Raw genomic sequence first — 20,993 nt, 5'->3', positions numbered from 1 at the left:
CCCTCGGGGCGTGCGGGGGTGGTGCGTCGTCTCTCGCGCCGTGGTCGCCCGGGCTCAGCGCCCTGGCGCGCCCCGGCGGACCGGCGAGCGCCGGCTCACGTGCACGCCGGCAGGCTCTCGCCCTCACCCGCGCCGATCGCGACCATCGCGTCGCGGGCCTCCTCGAGCGTCGAGACCTTGACGACGCTCAGCCCCTCGGGAACGTTGCCCACGACCTCGTCGCAGTTCGACGCGGGTGCGAGGAACCACGTGGCCCCGTCCCGCTTGGCACCGTAGAGCTTCTGCTGGATACCGCCGATGGGCCCCACGTTCCCCTCGACGCTCATGGTCCCGGTACCGGCGATCACGGTCCCGTTGGCCTCGTCCTCGGGCGTGAGCCGGTCGATGATCCCGAGCGCGAACATGGTCCCCGCGCTGGGGCCGCCGATGTCCTCGATCTGGATCGAGACGTCGACCGGCAGGTCGAAGGCCGGGTCGATGAAGACCCCGAGGATCGCCTTGCCGTCGGCCTCCTGCGTCGTGATCGTCAGGTCGACGGCCTCGCCGGCGCGCTCGACCCCGAGGACGACGTCGTCGCCCGGCGTCACGGTCGCGAGCTCGTCGATGAGGTCCTGGTACGTCACGACGTCCTTGCCGTTCACGGTCGTGATGACGTCCCCGTTCTCGACGACCCCCTCCGCGCCGGTGTCCTTCGCGGCACCTTGGATCGTGAGGGTCGCGGGCACCTCGTAGCCCAGCTCGGTCAGCGCCGCGACGGTCGCCGTCTCCTGCGAGGAGAGCATCTCCTGCTGGCTCTCCTGCTCGCTCTGCTCCTGCGTGACGTCGCGCGGGAACGTCTCCTCGACGGGGCGCACCGAGCGCGACCGCTCGGCCCACCCCTCGACGACCTGGACGAGGTTCGCCGGGTACCCGGGCCCGCCCGCGACCGAGACCGTGGTGAGCAGCAGCTCGCCCGTCGAGTCGTACGTCTCGGCGCCCTCGATCGTGATGAGGTCCTGGTCGTGCTGCGCACCGAGCGTGTCCTGCGTGGGTCCCGGCGAGCGCACGACGTACGGCGCAGGCATGACGGCGAGGCCGGCGACCAGGAGGGTCGTGGCCAGCACGGAGATGCCGAGCGTGAGCGAGCGCCGCGTCACGGGCGGGGGCGTGTAGTCCTCGTCCGGCGCGGGGCCGAACAGGTCGGCAGCACCTGCGGGCTCGTGCGGTTCGCGGGAGAGCGGTTCTGTCACGTCGCTATCATCCCCGAGAATCCTGGACGTTCGCTGGCGGTCCGCCGGAAGCCCGTGCCTCCTGCCCGACGGCGCCGCTCGCCGCGACCCTGCGGGTGCGCCCCGCACGCGGGCCGGGGAGCGCGTGGGTGAGCTCACGGCGCGCGGCGACTCACCGCCGTCGGGCCTGACGCCAGATCGCCGCGGTGCCCAGGAGCGCCACCGCGGCACCCGCCGCCCCGAGCGCGGCCGCGTCCCGTCCGCCCACACGTCGACCACCGAGCGCCATCCTCCCGCGCACGCCCTCCATGAGGACGTCGACGCACTGGGCGCTCGACCAGGCGGGCTCCCAGCCGGCCGCGTGCAGGCCGCGAGCCGTGACCGTCCACGGGTGGACCACGTAGGCCAGGTCGCTCGCCGGCGACGGCAGCACGCCCACCCGGTGCAGGCGCTCGGCGGCGCCGAACGCGGTCGCGGCGGGCAGCGTCACGTTCGCGAGCCCGGTGCGCTCGACGAGCTCGGCCGGGGTCACGACGTCGGGCTCGCCGTCCGTGAGCGCCCCGACCGTGAACGTCCCCGACAGCCCCTGGTCGACGACGACCCCGACGGCCGACGCCAGGTCGTCCGTGTGCAGGAGCTGCCAGGGCCGGTCGCTGCCTTTGACGGTCAGGAGCCGCGGCGCCTCGAAGTGCCGAGTCAGGATCGTGTCCACGCCGGGACCCACGACCATCGCAGGGCGCAGGATCGCAAGACGAACCGTCGGCCCCGCCTGCGACTCGACCGACGCAGCAGCGAGCTCCTCGACGAGGGCCTCCTCGAACGCCACCAGGTCCGCGACGAAGCCCCCGGTGTCGGGCGAGACGGGGTCGTCGTCCTCGATGTCCGGGCGGTCGGCGCTCGCGCCGTGCACGGTCGCCGACGTGACGGCGACGACCTGCTCGATCCCGTGCCGCGCGGCGACCCGTGCCACGCGCGCCGCCTGCTCGACCAGGTGCGTGCGTCTCGTCACGCCCTTGGCGACCTTGACGCCGAACTCCCCCGCGGGCGCCACGACCACGAGCGTCCGCGCCCCCTCGACCCACGGCGCCGACAGGTCGTTGGGCTCGACCGGCGCGTTCTCGGGGCCGCGTCCCCCGAGCGCGGTACGCAGGAGCGCGGCGACGCGGCCCTCGCCCACCACGACAGTCCGGCCGTCCAGGCCGGAGCCGTCCTCCCGGGGTTCGGGCTGGTCGCGGACGTCCGCCACCGGAGCGCCGTCGGCGCTGCGCCGTGAGCGAACCGTGCCCTCCGACATGCCTCGACCCCCCTCGTCCGTCCTCGATTGTGGTTACGGTGATTCCTGACGCTATCCCGAGGAGACCCCGATGAGCAGCCAACCGCCCGACGAGTTCGCCTCCGGCGCGGGCGACCAGCCCGACGCGCAGTGGGAAGAGCTCCTGCGCTCCATGTTCGGCGCGGACGCCGACGAGGCCCTGCGCGAGCTGCGCGCTCGCGGCCTCGACCCGGCCGCCCTGGCTGCAGGCAGCGGCCTCAGCAACGATCCTGCCACCATGAAGCACGTCCTCGCCCAGGTGCAGCGGCTCCTCGCGAGCTCGGGCAACGGCCCGGTCAACACGGACGTCGCGCACGACATCGCCCGCCAGGTCGCCGTCGCCGAGGGCGACCCGTCGCTCACGCCCGCGCAGGTCCGCTCGGCGACCGAGGCCTTGTCGGTGGCCGAGCTGTGGCTCGACGCCGTCACCGACCTGCCGCCTGCCGGCGGCAAGCGCTACGCGTGGAGCCGGTCCGAGTGGGTCGAGAAGACCCTCCCCGCCTGGAACGCGCTCGCGGCGCCCGTGGCCTCCTCGGTCGCCGACGCGCTGTCGACCGTGCTGCGCGACCAGCTCCCCGGCGGGGGCGACGGGGCCGAGCTCGGCTTCCCCGGACTCCCCACAGGGGCGCTCGGGATGGACTTCGACCCCGCGCAGATGATGCGCCGCCTCGGCTCCGCCGTGTTCGGCATGCAGATCGGCCAGGCCACGGGGACGATGTCCCGCGAGGTCTTCGGCGTCACGGACATCGGGCTCCCGCTGCTCGACGAGCCCGCGACGGCCCTCCTGCCCACGAACGTCGCCGCGTTCGCCGAGGGGCTCGACGCCCCCGTCGAGGAGGTCCGCCTCTTCCTCGCCCTGCGTGAGGCAGCGCACGCCCGCCTCTTCACGCACGTGAGCTGGCTCCGCGCACACCTGCTCGGACTCGTCGAGGCGTACGCCCGCGGCATCACGATCGACCTGGACGCGCTCGAGTCGCAGCTCTCCGACATCGACGTCACGGACACCGGTGCGCTCCAGCGTGCCCTGTCCGGCGGCGTGTTCGGCCTGCAGAACACCGACGAGCAGAAGGCCACCCTGCTGCGCCTGGAGACCGCGCTCGCACTGGTCGAGGGATGGGTCGACGAGGTCAGCGCGCAGGCCGCGCTCCCCCACCTCCCGCACGCCGTCCCGCTGCGGGAGATGCTCCGACGTCGGCGCGCGGCCGGTGGACCCGCCGAGCAGATCTTCTCGACGCTCGTGGGTCTGGAGCTTCGGCCGCGCCGCTCGCGCGACGCCGCGACGCTGTGGGCGCTCATCGCGGCACAGGGCGGGCCTGATTCCCGGGACGGGGTGTGGGACCACCCGGACCTGCTGCCCAGCCACCTCGACCTCGACGACCCTGCCGGCTACCAGGCGCGGCGCACCGAGGTCCAGGAGGAGCAGAGCGACCTCGACAAGGCGCTCGCCGACATCTTCAACGAGGCCGAGGACTCGAAGGGCACGCCGGGCCCTGCCGAACCGGCCGGTCCGACGGACGACACGGAGAGCGAGCCGGACGGCTCGCCCCGCGACTGACGGTCCGCCCCGCGACTAGCGGGCAGGTTCCCTCTCGGGGCCCTGCACGACCCGCCTGGCCGGCACCGCGTGCCGGTCGGGCGTGGGCTTCGTCGGGGGATCCTCGGGAACTCCAGACGTGTCCGCCGTGACCGGCGGGTGGGCCTCGATCTCGACGTGGGGCGGGGCGTCCTCGACGTCGTCGGGCACCTCGGGCCCCTCGGGAGGGCCGCCGTCACGGCTGAACGAGACCCCTTCGAGGAACCCCTTGGCCCGCTCCGTCCGCGGGTACGCCTCGAGCAGCGCCCAGAACCCCGGCCCGTGCCCGGCGTGCAGCAGGTGGGCGAGCTCGTGCAGCAGCACGTAGTCGAGCACCCACTCGGGCATGCCCTGGACGCGCGTCGAGATGCGGATGCTGCCGTCGATCAGGGTGCACGACCCCCAGCGGCGTCCCTGGTTGCTCGACCAGCGCACGCTCGTGGGGTGCGCCCTGCCGTCGAGGTACTTGGCGGACAGCTCGGTCGCACGGGCCACGAGCTCGTCGTCGGAGGGCCTGCGGCGCCGTTCCTTGTCGGCGAGCCGGTCCAGCATGCGCTGCACCCACTCGCGCTCCTGGGCGCGCGTGAACCGCGCGGGGATGGACACGATCGTGCGGTCCCCGTCGCGGTAGGCGCTGACCGTGCTCTTGCGTCGACGGCTCCGGCGTACCTCGACGTACGTCTCGGCGCTCTTCGCGGCGCCCGGCTCGGCTTCGTAGGCCACGGCACAGACCGTAGTGGGTCCGCGTGACATATGCCATAGACCACGCCGACGCTTGGTCCGCTCGCGTGCGCGGAATCGTCGAGAACTGGTCAAGTCTTGGCGAGGTGGACCGGCCTGTGGAGAACCTCGGCTCGCGCTCTCCCGTCGTCAGACTGGTCCGGCAGGTCCCCGTACCAGCCGAGGAGAACCCATGGACGACGACACCCTCTTCCCTGTCCGCCTCCGGCCGGGGACGGTCGTGCTCCGCCGGGACCACGGGGTGCTCCAGTACGGTACCGACGACCGCTGGAGCGTGCTCCTCAGCGGCCTCGACGAGCACGAGACCGCCTGGCTCCTCGACCACCACCGGTCAGGGCGAGCCCTGCTGCACGTGCCGCCCGCCCGGTACGCCGTCACGCCCGAGCGCCGACGGGCGATCGTGCGCCACCTGCACGAGGCGCTCCTCGTCGTCGGGCCTCCCGACGGGAGCCTCCGCGAGATCCTCGCGCCCGCGCACGGACGGGCCGACACCCCGACGCTCGCGCTGCTGCGTCCCGACGGGAGCGGCCGGGCCACGATGGCCCACCGCGCGCGGGCGACCGTCGCCGTCGGGGGGCTGGGGCGGCTGGGTCTCGGGATCGCGGTCGTGCTCGCCACGGCGGGCGTGGGTACGCTCCTGCTCGACGACGCCGCACCGGTCCAGGCGACCGACGTCGGGCTCGGCGGGTATCGGGCACGGGACGTCGGGCTCCCTCGAGGAGAGGCGGCCGGGCGCGTCCTGAGCGACGTCGCTCCCGAGGTCCACAGCCGCCAGGTCGCGGCCTCGCGATGGGTGTCACCGTCCGAGACGCGACCGGACGTCGCGGTCGTGGTCGAGCACCGCGTGCTGCGCCCTGAACGGTACGGGCGGCTCACGGGCGACGGGACCCCGCACCTGCCGGTCCTGGTGCGGGAGGCGGACGTGGTGGTCGGACCGTTCGTCCGACCGGGAAGGACGCCGTGCGTCCGGTGCGTCGAGGGGCATCGCGCCGACCTCGACCCGCAGTGGCCGCAGCTCGCGGACCAGCTACGGGATCCTCAGCGGGAGGTCCTCGACGTCGAGGAGACCACGCTGGCAGCCGTCGGCGCGGCGACCGCCGCGAGCCAGGTGCTCGCGCACCTCGACGGGCTGACACCCCGCGCAGCCACGGCCTGCATCGAGATCGCTGTTCCCGATGCCGTGCCGAGGCTGCGCGAGGTGGTGAGCCACCCGCGGTGCGGGTGCTCGGACCTGACCGTCGCGGCGGCCACGTCAGGCCGCCGATGACGCGGAGACGGAGTCCTCCGACTCGCGGGCGGCGGTCCGAGCCGCCTCCTCCGCCTGGCGGGCGAGGACCTCGGCCTTGCTCGGCCGACCACGCCCACGCTTGCGGGCGACGACGGCTCCGTCGACGAAGACCTCGCCGCCCCAGACGCCCCAGGGCTCCTGACGCTCGATCGCGCCCGCCAGGCAACCGGCGACGAGCGGGCAGGCCTGGCACAGAGCCTTGGCCTGCTCGACCTGCGTCGACTGCTCGGCGAACCAGAGCTCGGGGTCGTTCGTGCGGCAGGGCAGCAGCCCGGCGAGGAGCCGGTCGAACTCGGCCGCGTCCGAGGAACCGAGAGGGGTGGTGAGGGGTTGGTGGGGTGTCCAGGGGCCGGATCCGCCCTGGGCAGTGATGTTGTCGAGCAGCGCGGTGAGCCGCACGATGTCCTCCAGTGATGTCCTGATCTGCGTGTGAACTTCTTTGTCACAGGACCCGCAGGTGGTCGTGGCGTCCGGGGATGGTGGACGGCTGACCGGGAAGACGATCGCATTCGGAGAAACACGAAGGCCGCGGGTCCAGGTGGACTCCGCGGCCTGAGAAGGGTGCGCCGGTGACTAGACCGGCGACGTCCTCAGTGCGGAGTCGGGAACGGGGCGGATGACGAGGGATCCGCCGCGCCGTGCGCGGTTGATCGGATCGGCCGACACGTGTGTCGGGCTCGCCGTCAGGATCTGCTTCACCAAGCCCACCTCCCATCTCCGTCGAACGCCCGCCTCTCGGCGCGCGTCTCTCCTACAAGGACTCCTGAACCATATGCCGCCCTCGGAAGGACGCACAACTTATTTAACGAACTTCTTTCGACGAGTTTTCTCGCGTCCGGAAGAACCCCGTGATCACGCCGGAATCAGCCCGCAGAACGCGCCACGATGTCCAGCAGCGTCGCGCCGTACTTCTCGATCTTGGCCGGCCCGATCCCGTTGATCCTCGCCAGGTCCGGCACCGAGGCCGGCCGGGTCTCGGCGATCGCCGCGAGCGTGCCGTCGACCAGGATCGTGAACGCCGGCTTGTCCGTCTCCTGCGCGACCGACAGCCGCCACTCGCGCAGCTGCTCGAACAGGGCCTGGTCGTACTCGCCCGTGAGCTGGACCTTGTTCTGGTTCGCGCGGCTACGGCGTGGAGCCCGCGACTGCTCGTCGTCGGGCCATAGGCCGTCGAGGAACCGCGTGCGACGACGCGACGCGCGCCCACCGGGGTTGCGCGAGCGCCCGAACGACACCTGCAGGTGCTCACGCGCTCGCGTGATGCCCACGTACAGCAGGCGACGCTCCTCGGCGACCGCCTCGTCCGTCTCCGCGAGCGAGATGGGCATGAGGCCCTCGCTCATCCCGGCGAGGAAGACCGCGTCCCACTCGAGCCCCTTGGCCGCGTGCAGCGACGCGAGCGTGACCCCCTCGACCGTGGGCGCGTGCTGGGCAGAGGCGCGCTCGTCGAGCTCCGCGACGAACGAGACCACCGTGGGAGGCGCGTCCTGGGGCGCGACGCGCGCGACGTCGTCGGCCAGGGCGACCAGGGCCTGCATGGACTCCCACCGCTCGCGTGCGGCACCACGCGCCGACGGCGGCTCGTTCGCCCAGCCCGCCGTGATCAGGACGTCCCGGACCGTCTCCGGCATGGGGACCTGCGGGTCCGCGGACCGGGCCGCGCCACGCAGCAGCACGATCGCGTCGCGGACCTCCTTGCGCTGGAAGAAGCGCTCGCCACCCCGCACGAGGTAGGCGATGCCGGCGTCCGCGAGCGCCTGCTCGAACCCCTCCGACTGGGCGTTGGTGCGGTAGAGGATCGCGATCTCGCTCGCACGCGTCCCCGCGGCCAGGAGCCGGCCGACCTGCGCGGCGATGCCCTTGGCCTCTGCCTCGTCGTCGTCGTACGCGACGTACGCGACGGGCGGCCCGGACGGCCGCTGGGCGACGAGCTCGAGCGCCTGGTGCGCTCCCCCGCGACGCCCCGCTCGCGCCAGGAGCTGGTTCGCGAGCGTCACGACCTGGGGCGTGGACCGGTAGTCGCGGACGAGCTTGACGACCTGGGCACCCGGGTACTTCTTCGGGAACGTGAGCAGGTGGTGGGGTGTGGCGCCCGTGAACGAGTAGATGGTCTGCGACGGGTCGCCCACCACGCACAGCTCCTTGCGCCCGCCCAACCACTGGTCGAGCACGAACTGCTGGAGCGGCGACACGTCCTGGTACTCGTCGACCACGAAGTGGCGGTACTGGCGGCGCACCTCGTCGGCCATGGCCCCCTGCGACGAGAGCATGTCGCCGAGCATGAGCAGGACGTCCTCGAAGTCGATGACCGACCGCTCGGTCTTGACCTCCTCGTAGGACGCGACGAGCCGCGCGACGGTCTGGTGGTCGTAGCCCGCGGGCGCGGGGCGGTCGATCGCCGCGCAGGCCTTCACGTAGTCGTCGGCCGTCACGAGCGAGACCTTGGACCACTCGACCTCGGAGGACAGGTCGCGGACCGCGATCCGGTCCACGCCGAGCCCGAGCCGCCGCGCGGCCTCGCCGACGACGGGAGCCTTGTACTCGAGGATGCGCGGCGGCGCACCGCCCACGACCTTGGGCCAGAAGTAGCTGAGCTGGCGCAGGGCGGCCGCGTGGAACGTCCGGGCCTGCACGCCCGTGGCGCCGAGCTCGCGCAACCGCGTGCGCATCTCACCCGCCGCGCGGGCCGTGAACGTCACGGCCAGGACGCTCGTGGGCGTGTACACCCCCGTCCGGACCCCGTACGCGATGCGGTGCGTGATGGCTCGGGTCTTGCCCGTGCCGGCGCCCGCGAGCACGCAGACGGGCCCGTGCAGCGCGAGGGCGACGTCACGCTGGTCGGGGTCGAGGGCTTCGAGGATCTGGTCCGCTGACTCGTTCGGCATCCCGACGATTCTCTCAGCCCCCGCCGACACGGGGCGCCACCCTCCACAGGACCGGGTGCTCGGTGCGACGTGCCGGACGGGCCCCGGGAACAACCCGCCACGCACGGGCGTTGGCCACGACGGCAGCACCCCGGGTCTCGCACCCCGGCCTGCCGGCCCGCGCGCACGGCCGGGCCCCGCGAACGAAGGAGCACCGATGGCCACGGCCCCGACCACCCCCGACGCCGGATCGATCGTCATGTACTCGACGACCTGGTGCGGCTACTGCCGTCGCCTGAAGACCCAGCTCGACTCGGCAGGCATCGGGTACACCGAGGTCAACATCGAGGAGCACCCGGAGAGCGCCGCGTACGTCGAGCAGGTCAACGGCGGCAACCAGACCGTCCCGACCGTGGTCTTCCCGGACGGCACCGCAGCGACCAACCCGTCGCTCGTCCAGGTCAAGGAGCGCCTCGGCCTCTGAGCCCTCCCGGGTGTCACTCTCCCGTGAGCGGACCCCCGAACCACTCCTCGACGAGCGCCCGCGCGATCGACGAACGGCTCGGCAGCCTCACGTCCCCGCTCTCCGTGGCCTGCGTGAGCTCTGCCCGGGTGAACCAGCGCGCGTCGGTGACCTCCTCGCCGTCGGGCCGGAGGTCCGTCGTGAGCGCCGTGGCCGTGAAGCCCAGCATGAGCGAGGCCGGGAACGGCCACGGCTGGCTCGCGCGGTAGACGACCTCCCCGACCGTGACGCCGACCTCCTCGGCGACCTCGCGCCGCACGGCCTGCTCGAGCCCCTCGCCCGGCTCGACATAGCCCGCGAGCGTCGAGAAGCGACCCTCGGGCCAGTGGGCCGCGTGGCCGAGCAGGAGCCGGTCCTCACCCGGACCCGGACCCGGGTCGACGACCGCCATGATGACCGCCGGGTCCGTGCGCGGGTAGTGCTCGACGTCCTGCGCGACGCAGCGCCGCACCCAGCCCGCCGCGACCGGCACGGTCGGCTCGCCGCAGCGCGGGCAGCGCTCGTTGGCCGCGTGCCAGGCGGCGAGCGCGACGGCCTCGGTCGCCAGCCCCGTGTCACGCGGCCCCAGCCGCGAGGCGAGCTCGCGCAGCCCCGCCCACTCGTGCGTGCGCACCAGGACCGACAGCGGCCCCTTGGGATCCACGCCCTCGATGTCGAGGTCGAGGTCGTCAGCGTCGTCGGGCAGGAGGAGAGCCAGGAAGGACGTGCCCGACGGCGCATCCTCGCCCAGGAAGACCCAGCGCGGCGTGTTGCTGTGGTCCCCCGAGGCCGCGTGCGGCTCGGGGACGGCCGCGACCTCCTGCGGAGTCGCGAGCGCGAGCCCGTCCGGGCCGGTCGCGAGCCGACCGCGGTGCAGCAGCACCACGCGCGTCGACGGGTCGGCGCGGAGCGTCGCGAACAGCCCCTCCTCGGTGCGGCGGTGCGCCGCACGGTCGAGCATCGAGTGCGCGAGCGGGAGGTGCGCGGCGAACGCGCCGGGAGAGGCGGCCGAGGCGGCGGCGGGGGCCGCGACGGGCGTCGAGGTGAGGGCCGGGTCGGGGGTGGGGGCGGCGGGGTGCGGCACGGCAGGCGAGGTGTGGTCGGTCACCCGTCGACCGTAGGTCACCCGGGGCACGCGCGGCACGCGGCACGTCCAGCACGCGGACACGCCACGGCCCGGGTGACGGCGCCCGCCCCGCACCGACTACCGTGGACGCGTGCCACGCTCACCGCTCAACCTCGCCGCGCTCGCGACCGCGGCCGTCCCCGGCCTCGACGTCCGGTCCGTGCGGCCGTCCGAAGCGACGGGCGACGACGACGTCGCGATCGTCACCGACAGCGGCGGACAGGAATGGGTCGTCCGCGCGCCCCGCACCCTCGCGGCGGGAGCGGCCCTGGAGGCCGAGACCGCGCTCCTGGACTCGTTGCGCCACTACGTCACGACGGGCGTCCTGTCCTTCACCGTGCCCGACGTCCTGGGCTACGCGCTGCTCCCCGAGGGCGGGCGCGCCGTCGTGCACCACCGGTACGGCGGGGTGCCGCTCGACCTCGACACGCTGCGCCCCGGCCCCGGGCTCGCCGCGGACATCGGCCGGGTCCTCGCCGCGGTGCACGAGCTCCCGCACTCGGTCGTCGAGAACGCGGGCCTGCCCGTCTACACGGCCGCCGAGTACCGCGACCGGCGTCTCGCCGAGGTCGACGAGGCCGCCAAGACCGGCAGGGTGCCCGCCCGGCTCCTGCGCCGCTGGGAGACTGCGCTCGAGGACGTGTCGTTGTGGAAGTACCAGCCCGTCGTCGTGCACGGCGACCTGGGCACCGAGCAGGTGCTCGTCGCGCGCGGTCGCGTCGTCGCCATCACCGACTGGGCCGAGGCGCGCGTCGCCGACCCCGCCGACGACCTCGCGTGGCTGCTCGTCGCTGCGCCGCCCGAGGCGATCGACTCAATCATGGAGGCCTACCAGCTCCGCCGCACCGAGCTCACCGACCCCCACCTGACCGACCGGGCGCTGCTCGCGGGCGAGCTGGCGCTGGCCCGCTGGCTGCTGCACGGCGTGCGGCACGGGCTCCAGGACGTGATCGACGACGCGGTCGACATGCTGATCGACCTCGACGAGGTGACGAGCGGCGAGAGCGAGGGATAGCAGGCAGTCCCTGGCCCCGGCCGTCGTCAGCTGCCCGCCACGAGCGCCTCCAGCTCGCCCGCGTCGAGCAGCCGCTCCGGGCGCACGGTCTCGTCCGAGCCCAGGTAGTAGAACGCGGCGTTGACCTTCTCGACGGGAAGCCCGGACCAGCGCGACCACGCGAGCCGGTAGACCGCGAGCTGGACCTCGCGCGTGCGCCGGGCCTCGGCGTCGCGTGGGGCCTTGCCCGTCTTCCAGTCCACGACCACCACGGCGTCCTGCGCGCCGTCCGCGTGCTCGGGGCTCTCGGGGAAGACGGCGTCGATGCGGGAACGGAACATGATCCCGCCGACCGGGGTCTCGACGTCGACCTCCACAGCGAGCGGAGTACGCCCCGCCCACTCCGAGGCGAGGAACGTCTGCTGGAGCGCGTCGAGGTCCAGGTCCGGCGACATGTCCTCGTCGTCGGCACCGGGCAGGTCGTCGACGTCGAGCAACGACGACGACGTGAAGTACTGCTCGGCCCACAGGTGGAACTGCGTGCCGCGGCGCGCGTGCACCGTGGGCTGCGCGGGCACCGGGCGCCGCAGGTGCAGCGCGTACTCGCCCCGGTCCGCGGCCAGGCGCACGAGCCCGGACGCCGAGATGTGCGCGGGGAACGAGATCTCGCTGCTCCGGGCGTCACGGCGGTCGCGCTCCTCGAGCAGGATGCGCGCGAGCTCGCGCAGGTCCGTCCCCGACGCGTCGAGCAGCGGGACCTGACCCTCCGAGACCGCACCCGAACCGGCGTCTGCGCCGCGACCCGCGGCGACCGGGAGCGACGCGCGGGCGTCGATCCGGTCGCGGACCCGGTCGGCGGCGGCCCGCACGACCGCGCGAGCGCGCGGCTCGACGGTCGGCGCGGACGGCGGCGTGGGCGCCCCGTCGGCCACGACCCCGTCGTCGCCGGTGCCGTCGGCCCCCGGCTCCACGCGCGGCCACTCGGCCTCGTGGACCAGCTCGTCGCGCGGGTTGGTCTCGTCCTTGTCGGGCATGCCGGCCCAGTCGGCCGCGCTGATGATCCCCGCCTCGGCGAGCTCGACGAGGAACGGCGAGGGTGTGCGCGGCTTGGTCGCGTCACGCCACCAGGACCCGGCGAGCAGCAGCTCGGCGCGTGCGCGCGTGAACGCGACGTAGGCGAGGCGACGCTCCTCGTCGACCTGGTGCTCGCCGCTCGCCGCGAGGAACTCCTTGCGCCGACCGTCGAGGTCCTTGGCGTCCTCGGCGACCTCGTGGTGGAAGACGGGCAGGTCCTCGGCGTCGCCGCGCAAGGGGTACGGCAGGTTGCCCAGCCCGGTGAACCAGCCGCTGTCGGTCGGCCCCTTGTCGCCCACGGCCGTGCTGGGGAAGATCCCGTCGACCATGCCGGGCACGGCCACGACGTCCCACTCCAGTCCCTTCGAGGCGTGCACCGTGATGATCTGCACCGCGTCGGGGTCGGGCTCGCGCACGGGCAGGTCGAGGCCCCGTTCCTGCGAGCCGGCCGTGCCGAGCCACGCGAGGAAAGCGCCGAGCGTGGGCAGGTCCGCGGACTGCGAGAACGTCGCCGCGACGTCGCGGAACGCGTCGAGGTGCGCGCGGCCCCGGTCGCCGACCTCCTCGCCGTACCCACCCGCCGCGAGCGTCGCCGCGGTGGTCACCTCGATGTCGAGACCCAGGGCCCGCTCGGCCTGGGTCACGAGCTCCGGGAGCGACAGGTACGTCTGACCGCGGAGGTCGCGCAGCACCCTGGACAGCGCGACGAGGCGCGCGTGCCCGGCCTCGGTGAGCACGCGGCCGTCCCGCGCGGGATGCCCCGGGGCGGGCAGGTCGTCGAGCGCGTCGACGATCGACCGGTGGTCGACGACGTCGCCCTCGACCACGGTGAGCGTCCCGTCCGCGGCGACGCCGGGCAGCTCGGCGTCGCCCGGCGCGCCCGCACCCGACGGACCGGCGGGCGCTCCGCCGTCGGGCGGGTCAGCGGGCGAGGAGTCGGCAGACGGGCGGCGCGCCGCGTCCCGGCGCGCCAGGTCCGCCGCCCAGCTGCTCAGCGCGTGCAGGTCCGCCGCGCCCAGGTTGAGGCGCGGCCCAGTCAGGATGCGCATGAGCGAGTCCCCGCGCGACGGGTCGTGCGCAACCTCGAGCAGTGCCACGAGGTCGACGACCTCCGGGGTCGAGAGCAGACCACCCAGTCCCACGACCTCGACCGGCAGCCCCTTGGCGCGCAGCGCGACCTCCATCGCGAGGAACTGCGAGCGCGCGCGGCACAGCACCGCAGCGGTCACACGTTCCTGGCGGCGCGTGCGCGGACGCCACCGCTCGGCGACGAAGTCCGCGACCGCCGCGGCCTCCTCCTCGAGCGTCGCCGCGTACACACCGGTCACGACGCCGCGCCCCGCGCCGGGGCGCTCGTCGAGCTGCGGCACGGGCACGCGCGTAGCGCCCTCGCGCAGCGGCGCCGCCGTGACGTTGGCCGCGGCCAGGACGGCCCGGTCGTTGCGCCACGAGGTGCTGAGGTACTGCACGTCGGCCGGCGCGCCCGTGCTGCCGGGGCCCGTCGCGCGGAACCGCTCGGGGAACCGCGCCAGGCCGGACGCGCTCGCACCACGCCAGCCGTAGATCGACTGGTTCGGGTCGCCGACCGCCGTGACCGGGTGCCCGCCGAACAGCGCGCACAGAAGCTCGACCTGCGCGTAGGACGTGTCCTGGTACTCGTCGAGCAGCACGACCCCGTACCGGGCCCGCTCCCCCGCCCCCACCGCGGGCACGGTCCTGGCGAGCCGGGCCGCGATCGCGACCTGGTCCCCGAAGTCGAGCGAGTCCGACGTCCGCTTGCGCTCCTGATAGGTCTCGACGACGTCGAGCAGCCGGTGGCGTTCCCCGAGCGAGCCGAGGAGCCTCTTGACCTCGGCGTAGTGCTCGGTGCGCCTGCCGCCGAGCGGCGTCGCCAGGATCGTGTCGACGATGCCCGTGATGCCCGCGCGGGCCTCGTCCGGGCTCAGCAGGTGCTCGCTCAGCGCCCCGGACAGCGACAGGACCGCGCCGACGACCGTGGAGAACGCGGCGTCGGTCTGGAGGTCGCCGGCCCAGCTCTCGACGACCTCCGCCGCGAGCTGCCACTGGCTGGCCTCCGAGAGCAGCCGGGCGCCCGGCTCGATGCCGATGCGCAGCGCGTGGTCCCCCACGAGCGAGGCCGCGTACGAGTTGTAGGTCGAGATCGCGGGCCGGTCCAGCATCGACAGCGCCGCACCGTCCTTGCCCAGGGCACGGTCGAGCTGCACGAGGCGCGACTGCACGCGCTCGGCGAGCTCGCCCGCCGCCTTGCGCGTGAACGTCAGGCCGAGCACGGACTCCTTGGCGACCCACTCGTTCGCGATGAGCCACACGACGCGCGCCGCCATGGTCTCGGTCTTGCCCGACCCTGCCCCGGCCACCACGAGCATCGGCGCCAGGGGCGCCTCGATCACGGCGACCTGCTCGTCGGTGGGCCGCGGACGCCCCAGCATCTCCGCGATGCGCACGGCCGAGAACCGCGGCTCGGGCAGCTCCCGCGTGCCCGCCGCGGCGCCACCGGCCCCGGCCGGGAGCCCGACCACCCCGAGGTCGACGTCGTCGAACAGCGACTCGGCGCTCATGCGATCACCTGGCGGCCTTCCGTCATGAGGGGACAGGAGCGGCGCACGGGGCACACCGCGCACAGCTTGTTCTCGCGGGCCGTGAACACCGAGTCCGCCATGGTGTCCGCGACGTCCTCGACGAGCTCGCGCGCCCAGCTCGACCCGTCGGGCCCGGGCTCCAGCGCGGGCTGCGTCCGCAGTCCCGCGTCCTTGCCGTCGCCCACGAACACCAGCTGTGCGCCCGCGCTGCGAGTGCCGTCGGGCAGGTCGAGCACCCCGCCCTCGACCGCGAGCTGGTACGTGCCGAGCTGGGGGTTCGTCACGGCCTCCGTGACCGACGGCTTGGTCTTGCCCGTCTTGAGGTCCGCGACGCGCACCGCGCCGTCCCCGGCGTCCTCGACCCGGTCGATGACCCCGCGCAGCACGGCCCGGCCGATCTCGAGCTCGAACGGCGCCTCGACGAGCAGCGGCTCGCCCGAGGACTGCAGGTACCCCGCGAGCCGGCCGACCATGTCCTCGGCCTTGTGGCGCGTCTGGGTCGCGGGCCAGCCCGGCGTGAGCGCGAGCTCGGGCCAGCGGCGGTCCAGCTCCGCCGCGAGCTCCGAGCGCGTCCCGCGCGGCGCCTCCTGCGCGATCGAGTGGACCAGGTTGCCCAGCGACTGCGCGGTCGCGTCGGGAGCCGTGCCGCCCGCGCTCTCCACGGCCCAGCGCAGCGCGCACCGGCTCACCGACTCGACCTTGGACGGGGAGATCAGGACGGTGTCCTCGGAACCCCACAGGGGCTCGCTGCTCGAGACCGGGTTGACGCCGTACCACGACTCGGGGCGGGCCTCGCCGACGCCCGCGAGCGCCAGGTCGGCCAACAGCTCGGCGAGAGCATCGGCGCGCTCGGGGTCCCGGGCGTCCGTCCGGTCCGGTCGCCCCCCGCGCGCGGCCGGGCGCGCAGCGGCTGACGACGGCACAGGCGACTCCCGCACGACCTGCTCGACGAGCAGGCTGCGCGCCGAGGCGACGAGCCCGCGCAGGTCGAGCGGCTGCCCGACCTCGACGCGCCGCGGGTCGCGCTCCTCGTCGGGTGCCACCGGTCCGTCGCCGTCGTCCGGCGTCCCGCTCGCGGTCGGCGCGTCGTCGTCCGGTCCGGCGGGCGGGCACACGAGGTCGACGAACGGCGAGGGGACCTCGTCGACGTCGCTCACGGCCGTCACGAGCAGGCGCCGCGTCGCGCGCGAGGTCGCGACCGCGAAGGACCGCAGCTCGTCCGTGAGGACGGACCGCCGGGCGTCCGGCCCCAGGCCGTGCGCGTCCTGCGAGCGCCCCGCGAGGAGCTCGACGAGCGCCTCGGAGCCGAGCAGCGAGTCGCGCAGCCGCAGGTCCGGCCACACGCCGTCCTGGACCCCGGCCACGACCACGACGTCCCACTCGCGTCCGGCCGCGCCCGCCGGAGTGAGGGCGGCGACCGAGTCCGTGCCCGCGGCGCGGGCGGCGAGCGAGTCGGCCGGCAGGTCCTGGGACTCGAGGTACTCCACGAACGCCGACGGCGGAGCCCCCGGCATGCGGTCGACGAAGGTCTCCGCGGCGCGGAAGAGGGCGAGGACCGCGTCGAGGTCGCGGTCGGCGCGGGCACCGACGGCCCCTCCGCCCAGTGCTGCGTCGCGCCACCGGTCCGACAGGCCGGTCGCGCTCCAGATCGCCCAGAGCACGGTCTGCGCAGTCGCGTCGGGGGCCCTCGTGGACTCGCGTCCGGCGGCGATCACCCGGGCGACGGACACGGCGCCGCGCCGCACGCTCGTGGGCAGCGTCGCGGCGCGCGACTCGTCGAGCAGGACCTCGACCAGGAGCGCGTCCGACGTGCGGCCGCCGCCCGAGCCGAGCTCCTCGGCACGCAGCGCCCGGCGCAACCGTCGCAGCGCGACCACGTCCAGCCCGCCCACGGGCGACGTCACGAGGGCCGCGGCGGTCACGGGGTCCAGCTCGTCGAAGCCCGACGGGTCGTCCGACGCGGCGGGCTCCCGCTCGATCAGCGTCTCGGCGGGATCGCCCACGTCGCGGGTCACGGCGTCGTCGATCCCGGCCGTGCCACGCACGCCGTCCAGCCCTCGCGAGTACCCGGCCGGGGGCAGACCGACCGCGACGCGCATGATCGCGAGCAGCGGCGTGACCGCCGGCTCCTCGCGCAGCGGCACGTCCGAGCCGAGGATGCCGACGGGCACCGAGGCCGCGATGAGCGCGCGGCGCAGCGTCGCGAGCTGGGCCCCGGCGCGGCAGACCACGGCCATGCGCCCCCAGGGGGTGCCGTGCAACAGGTGCTCGGCGCGCAGCTCGCGGGCCACGTACGCGGCCTCCTCCGCGCCGCTGCCGAGCAGCGCGACCGAGGCGCCGCGCGGCGGTCCGTCCTCCGGGACACGGACGGGCGACGCCGCCGCCCCGCGGTGGACCGCGCCCGCGACCGTGCCGATCTGGGTCGTCACGGTCCGCGTGACCTCGCGGAGGTCGCCCCCCTGCCGCCAGGCGGTGCCGAGGACCTCGACCCGCGCGTCGAACTCACCCGTCGCGGCACGCCGTCGCACGGGCGCCGCCGCCCGCCCGACCAGGGCAGGGCTCGCACCGCGGAAGGTCTGGACAGCCGTGTCCGGGTCCGCGAGCAGGACGAGGCGGGCGCCGTCGTCGTGCACCACGCGCAGGAAGCGCGCCGTCGCGATCGTGGCCTCCTGGTAGTCGTCGACCACGACCAGGTCCCACCCGGGTCGGGGCGCGCCCGTGACCTCGTCCTCCCAGGCGAGCAGGGCCTCGGCGGCCTCGTCGACCACGACCGCCGGGTCGTAGCGCGAGCCCAGGTCCGGGGTCCCGACCCGCAGCGCCGTCACGTCGAGGTACTCCTGGTAGACCTGCGCGGCGGTCCGCCACTCGGAGCGGTCGTGCTGCGCGCCCAGGTCGTCGAGGTCTGCGGGGGTCAGGCCGCGCTCGGCCGCGCGCATCAGGAGGTCGCGCAGCTCCTGGCGCAGGCCGCGCAGGGCCAGCACCTCCTCCGGCAGCCCGTCCGGCAGGCGCAGCGGCACGCCCTCGCCGTCGAGGTGCCCCGCGAGCAGCTCGGCGAGGAGGAGGTCCTGCTCGGGGCCGGAGATGAGGGTGGGCGGCGGCTCACCGGTCGCCGCGGCCCGTGCCCGCAGGACCGCGAACGCGGCGGCAGCGGCCGTGCGGACCATGGGGGCGCTCACCGTGCGGTCCGCGCGCGCCGACAACCTGTCCCGTACCTCCGCCGCGGACCGCCGTGACGCCGCGACCACCAGGATCCGGGCCGGGTCCACGCCCTCGCTCAGCGCCTGTGCGGCCACCTCGATGGCGACGGTCGTCTTGCCCGTCCCGGGGGCCCCGACGACGAGCGTCGCAGGCTCCGTGCGCGCTGCGTCGAGCGCGGCCCGCTGGGTCTCGTCGAGCCGGACGGGACCCGCGGAGGCGGTGTCCGGCAGGACGAGGCGGAGGTCGGGAAGGTGCAGCACCCGAAGATCTCATCACGAGGCACCCACATCGCCAGGCAGCCACGGCCACCGCAAGGGCACCGCTAGAGCGTCGGCCACCCGTTCGGCAGGCAGCCCTCGGTCGACATGGACTGCTGGACCATGACGGGGGCGAGCGCACCCGGCGCCGGGCAGCTCACGTGCCGGTGCCCCAGCACGTGCCCGACCTCGTGGTTCACCAGGTACTGCCGGTACAGCGGCAGGTCCTGCCCGAAGTCCGCGGCACCGTTCACCCAGCGCGAGAAGTTGAGGATCGCGGCGCCCGTCGTCCCGCACGAGTACTCGCCGATCGTCTTGAGCGGGGCGCACAGCCGGTCGGTCGTGGCCGGGCTCGCGAGGACCACGCGGATGTCCGCGTCGCCACCGGTCCGTGCGAACGTCACGCCGTCCACCGCGCTCCAGCCCCGCGGGTCGTTGAGCGTCGTGAGCACGGCGGAAGCAAACGTCTCGCCGTCCACGGGCAGCCCCTGCTCGACCTCGACGCGCACGCGCTTGACCGTCCCCGCCGCGGGGGCGGGGACCTCGGCCGGCACGACCACCAGCGCCCCCCCGAGGTCCGGCACGACCTCCCTGCCGACCAACCCCGACCCCTCCTCGACGACCCGTTCGAGGGGCAGCGGCAACGCCCCCGGGCCGTCGAGACCGAGCTGCGGGTCGCGGACGGAGCGGCTCGCGGTGTCCTCCGAGCGCACGTCGGTCGCGCCGTCCGTGCCGACGGTCCCGCTCGCCGCGGCACCGGCCGTCGCCTCGGGCGCGGCCCCCTGCTGCCCGACGGCGTCACCTCCCGGGGCGTCCGTCGCACCGGAGGCCGCGGGCCCCACGGGACCCGCGGGGGCGCCGGGGACCAGCGACCCGACCCCCAGGACCCCGGCCCCGAGCCCGCCCAGGACCCCGACCACGACGAACGCTGCCGCCGGACCGCGCCGCATCCCGCGCCGGCGTGCGTCCCCGAGCCGTGCCCGGGTGCGCGCCCCACGCGGCGTGCGCGGCGCCGTCGGGCCCGGGAAAGGGGCCTGACCTGGGACTTCACCCTCCACCGGACGATCCCCCAGGGGTCCCCTCCAACCGTCGACGGGCGCTCCTGGTGCATTCACGTGTCCATGATCTCATCGCCCGCCGCACCACCTCTGCGCTGCCCGTACTATCGCGGCATGTCGGGGGTCGCAGAGAAGCAGAGAATGCCCGGTCCTGTCCGCGCACGCATGCCCAAGGACCAACGGCGGGTGCAGCTGCTCACCATCGCCGAACGCCTGTTCTCCGACCACGGCTACCACCACATCACGATGGACGACATCGCCGACGGCGCCGGGGTCAGCAAGCCCGTCCTCTACCGGCACTTCCCGTCCAAGCTCGACCTGTACCTCGCGCTCGTCGACCAGCAGGGCGTGGCCCTCGTGGACTCGGTCCGCACCGTCCTCGCGCCGTTCCGGTCCGCGCCACCGGGCACCTCCCCCGCCGACGTCGACGCCCTCGCCGTGGACGGGCTCGCCGTGATCGAGGCCATCGTGCGGGCGTACGTCGACTACGCGCGGACCGCCGGACCGTCCGCAGGCCTCCTGTTCGAGTCCGACGTCATGCGCGACCCCGGCGTCCGGGCCCGCGTGCTCGAGCCGGACGAGGTCAACGCCCGCGAGTTCGCCCTCGTCCTCGGGCGGCTGACCTCCCTCACCGAGCACGAGGCGCTCGTCGTCGCCCGCACCTGCACCGCGATCGCGCGCAACGCCGCGGGCGAGGCCGCACGCGCAGGCACCGACGTGACGAGCGAGGAGCTCACGCGCCTCGTGCCCGCGCTCGCGTGGCGCGGGGTCCACGGGATGCTCCGCCGCGACCGATGACGCCGGCCCGGCCCCTCACCCGCCGCCACCAGCGCGGGAGCGTCCGAGACGTCCGGGAATCTCGTTAGTATCGGAGGAGTTGTCGACAAGTGGCCGGCGGGATCACCCGCGGGCGACGCTCGCGAAGGAGAATCACGTGGAAGTCACCATCGGTGTGCAGAACTTGGCCCGCGAGCTCGTGATCGAGACGGAGGAGACCACCGAGGCCGTGGCCGCCGCAGTCTCCGCTGCTCTGGCCGGCGGTCCGGCCCTCGAGCTGCTCGACTCGCGCGGACGCCGCGTCATCGTCCCGACGGCGTCGATCGGCTACGTCGAGATCGGCACCGAGGAGCAGCGTCGGGTGGGCTTCGGCTCGCTCTGACGACTCGCGTCCGACGCGCGCAGCGCACGAGAGCGGGGC

14 protein-coding genes and 1 pseudogene are annotated in these 20,993 nt (G+C 74.5%); 6 read left to right on the top strand and 9 right to left on the bottom strand.

Annotated elements, in window-relative coordinates:
- Positions 1–95: 95 nt before the first annotated feature.
- A complete protein-coding gene (locus ACFRCR_RS07240; protein ID WP_377676350.1) occupies positions 96–1,229 on the bottom strand; it encodes a PDZ domain-containing protein in 1,134 nt (377 codons plus the stop codon).
- Positions 1,230–1,380: 151 nt separating this feature from the next.
- A complete protein-coding gene (locus tag ACFRCR_RS07235) occupies positions 1,381–2,502 on the bottom strand; it encodes an NAD-dependent epimerase/dehydratase family protein (RefSeq protein WP_377676348.1) in 1,122 nt (373 codons plus the stop codon).
- A gap of 70 nt (positions 2,503–2,572) precedes the next feature.
- Here ACFRCR_RS07235 and ACFRCR_RS07230 point away from each other — a divergent pair, with 70 nt between their 5' ends.
- Positions 2,573–4,075 (top strand): zinc-dependent metalloprotease, encoded by a 1,503-nt coding sequence (locus tag ACFRCR_RS07230; RefSeq protein ID WP_377676347.1) that lies wholly within the window; start codon positions 2,573–2,575, stop codon positions 4,073–4,075.
- 171 nt (positions 4,076–4,246) lie between these two features.
- On the opposite strand, the pseudogene ACFRCR_RS07225 reads toward ACFRCR_RS07230, so the two are convergent.
- Positions 4,247–4,846, bottom strand: a pseudogene (locus ACFRCR_RS07225) (SprT-like domain-containing protein); the annotation flags it as partial.
- A gap of 160 nt (positions 4,847–5,006) precedes the next feature.
- Between ACFRCR_RS07225 and ACFRCR_RS07220 the strand changes: the two are divergent.
- Positions 5,007–6,101: a ThiF family adenylyltransferase gene (locus ACFRCR_RS07220; protein ID WP_377676345.1), complete on the top strand. Its 1,095-nt coding sequence runs from the start codon at positions 5,007–5,009 to the stop codon at positions 6,099–6,101.
- On the opposite strand, the gene ACFRCR_RS07215 is transcribed toward ACFRCR_RS07220, so the two are convergent.
- Together ACFRCR_RS07215 and ACFRCR_RS07210 are read right to left on the bottom strand one after the other, a co-directional pair.
- Positions 6,087–6,521, bottom strand: a complete 435-nt coding sequence (locus tag ACFRCR_RS07215) for a WhiB family transcriptional regulator (RefSeq protein ID WP_377676344.1) — start codon at positions 6,519–6,521, stop codon at positions 6,087–6,089. The genes ACFRCR_RS07220 and ACFRCR_RS07215 overlap by 15 nt on opposite strands.
- A gap of 464 nt (positions 6,522–6,985) precedes the next feature.
- The gene (locus ACFRCR_RS07210) at positions 6,986–9,007 is read right to left on the bottom strand and encodes an ATP-dependent DNA helicase UvrD2 (RefSeq protein ID WP_377676342.1); all 2,022 of its coding nucleotides are present in this window, start codon (positions 9,005–9,007) and stop codon (positions 6,986–6,988) included.
- A 196-nt stretch (positions 9,008–9,203) separates the two neighbouring features.
- Here ACFRCR_RS07210 and ACFRCR_RS07205 point away from each other — a divergent pair, with 196 nt between their 5' ends.
- Positions 9,204–9,470: a mycoredoxin gene (locus ACFRCR_RS07205; protein ID WP_377676341.1), complete on the top strand. Its 267-nt coding sequence runs from the start codon at positions 9,204–9,206 to the stop codon at positions 9,468–9,470.
- A 13-nt stretch (positions 9,471–9,483) separates the two neighbouring features.
- Here ACFRCR_RS07205 and nudC read toward each other — a convergent pair whose 3' ends face one another.
- Positions 9,484–10,596, bottom strand: a complete 1,113-nt coding sequence (gene nudC / locus ACFRCR_RS07200) for an NAD(+) diphosphatase (RefSeq protein WP_377676340.1) — start codon at positions 10,594–10,596, stop codon at positions 9,484–9,486.
- Between the two features lie 109 nt (positions 10,597–10,705).
- Between nudC and ACFRCR_RS07195 the strand changes: the two genes are divergently transcribed.
- Positions 10,706–11,629: a phosphotransferase gene (locus ACFRCR_RS07195; RefSeq protein WP_336705902.1), complete on the top strand. Its 924-nt coding sequence runs from the start codon at positions 10,706–10,708 to the stop codon at positions 11,627–11,629.
- Between the two features lie 26 nt (positions 11,630–11,655).
- Here ACFRCR_RS07195 and ACFRCR_RS07190 read toward each other — a convergent pair whose 3' ends face one another.
- From ACFRCR_RS07190 to ACFRCR_RS07180, 3 genes are all read right to left on the bottom strand, one after another.
- A complete protein-coding gene (locus ACFRCR_RS07190) occupies positions 11,656–15,261 on the bottom strand; it encodes a UvrD-helicase domain-containing protein (RefSeq protein WP_377676338.1) in 3,606 nt (1,201 codons plus the stop codon).
- Complete coding sequence (locus ACFRCR_RS07185) at positions 15,258–18,740, bottom strand: ATP-dependent helicase (RefSeq protein WP_377676337.1); 3,483 nt, start codon at positions 18,738–18,740, stop codon at positions 15,258–15,260. Before ACFRCR_RS07185 ends, ACFRCR_RS07190 begins: the two co-directional genes overlap by 4 nt.
- A gap of 62 nt (positions 18,741–18,802) precedes the next feature.
- Positions 18,803–19,687: a DUF3152 domain-containing protein gene (locus tag ACFRCR_RS07180; protein ID WP_377676336.1), complete on the bottom strand. Its 885-nt coding sequence runs from the start codon at positions 19,685–19,687 to the stop codon at positions 18,803–18,805.
- 249 nt (positions 19,688–19,936) lie between these two features.
- On the opposite strand from ACFRCR_RS07180, the gene ACFRCR_RS07175 reads away from it, so the two are divergent.
- Entirely contained in the window at positions 19,937–20,593 is a 657-nt protein-coding gene (locus ACFRCR_RS07175; protein WP_377676334.1) for a TetR/AcrR family transcriptional regulator, read from the top strand.
- A gap of 136 nt (positions 20,594–20,729) precedes the next feature.
- Positions 20,730–20,954, top strand: coding sequence for a DUF3107 domain-containing protein (locus tag ACFRCR_RS07170; protein WP_030150741.1), 225 nt, complete (start codon positions 20,730–20,732; stop codon positions 20,952–20,954).
- Positions 20,955–20,993 lie beyond the last annotated feature (39 nt).

This window comes from Oerskovia sp. NPDC056781 (assembly GCF_042789955.1).
Classification (GTDB): Bacteria; Actinomycetota; Actinomycetes; order Actinomycetales; family Cellulomonadaceae; genus Oerskovia; species Oerskovia rustica.
The sequence above is the reverse complement of the archived record's forward strand: the minus strand, read 5'-3'. Positions and strand labels throughout refer to the sequence as shown.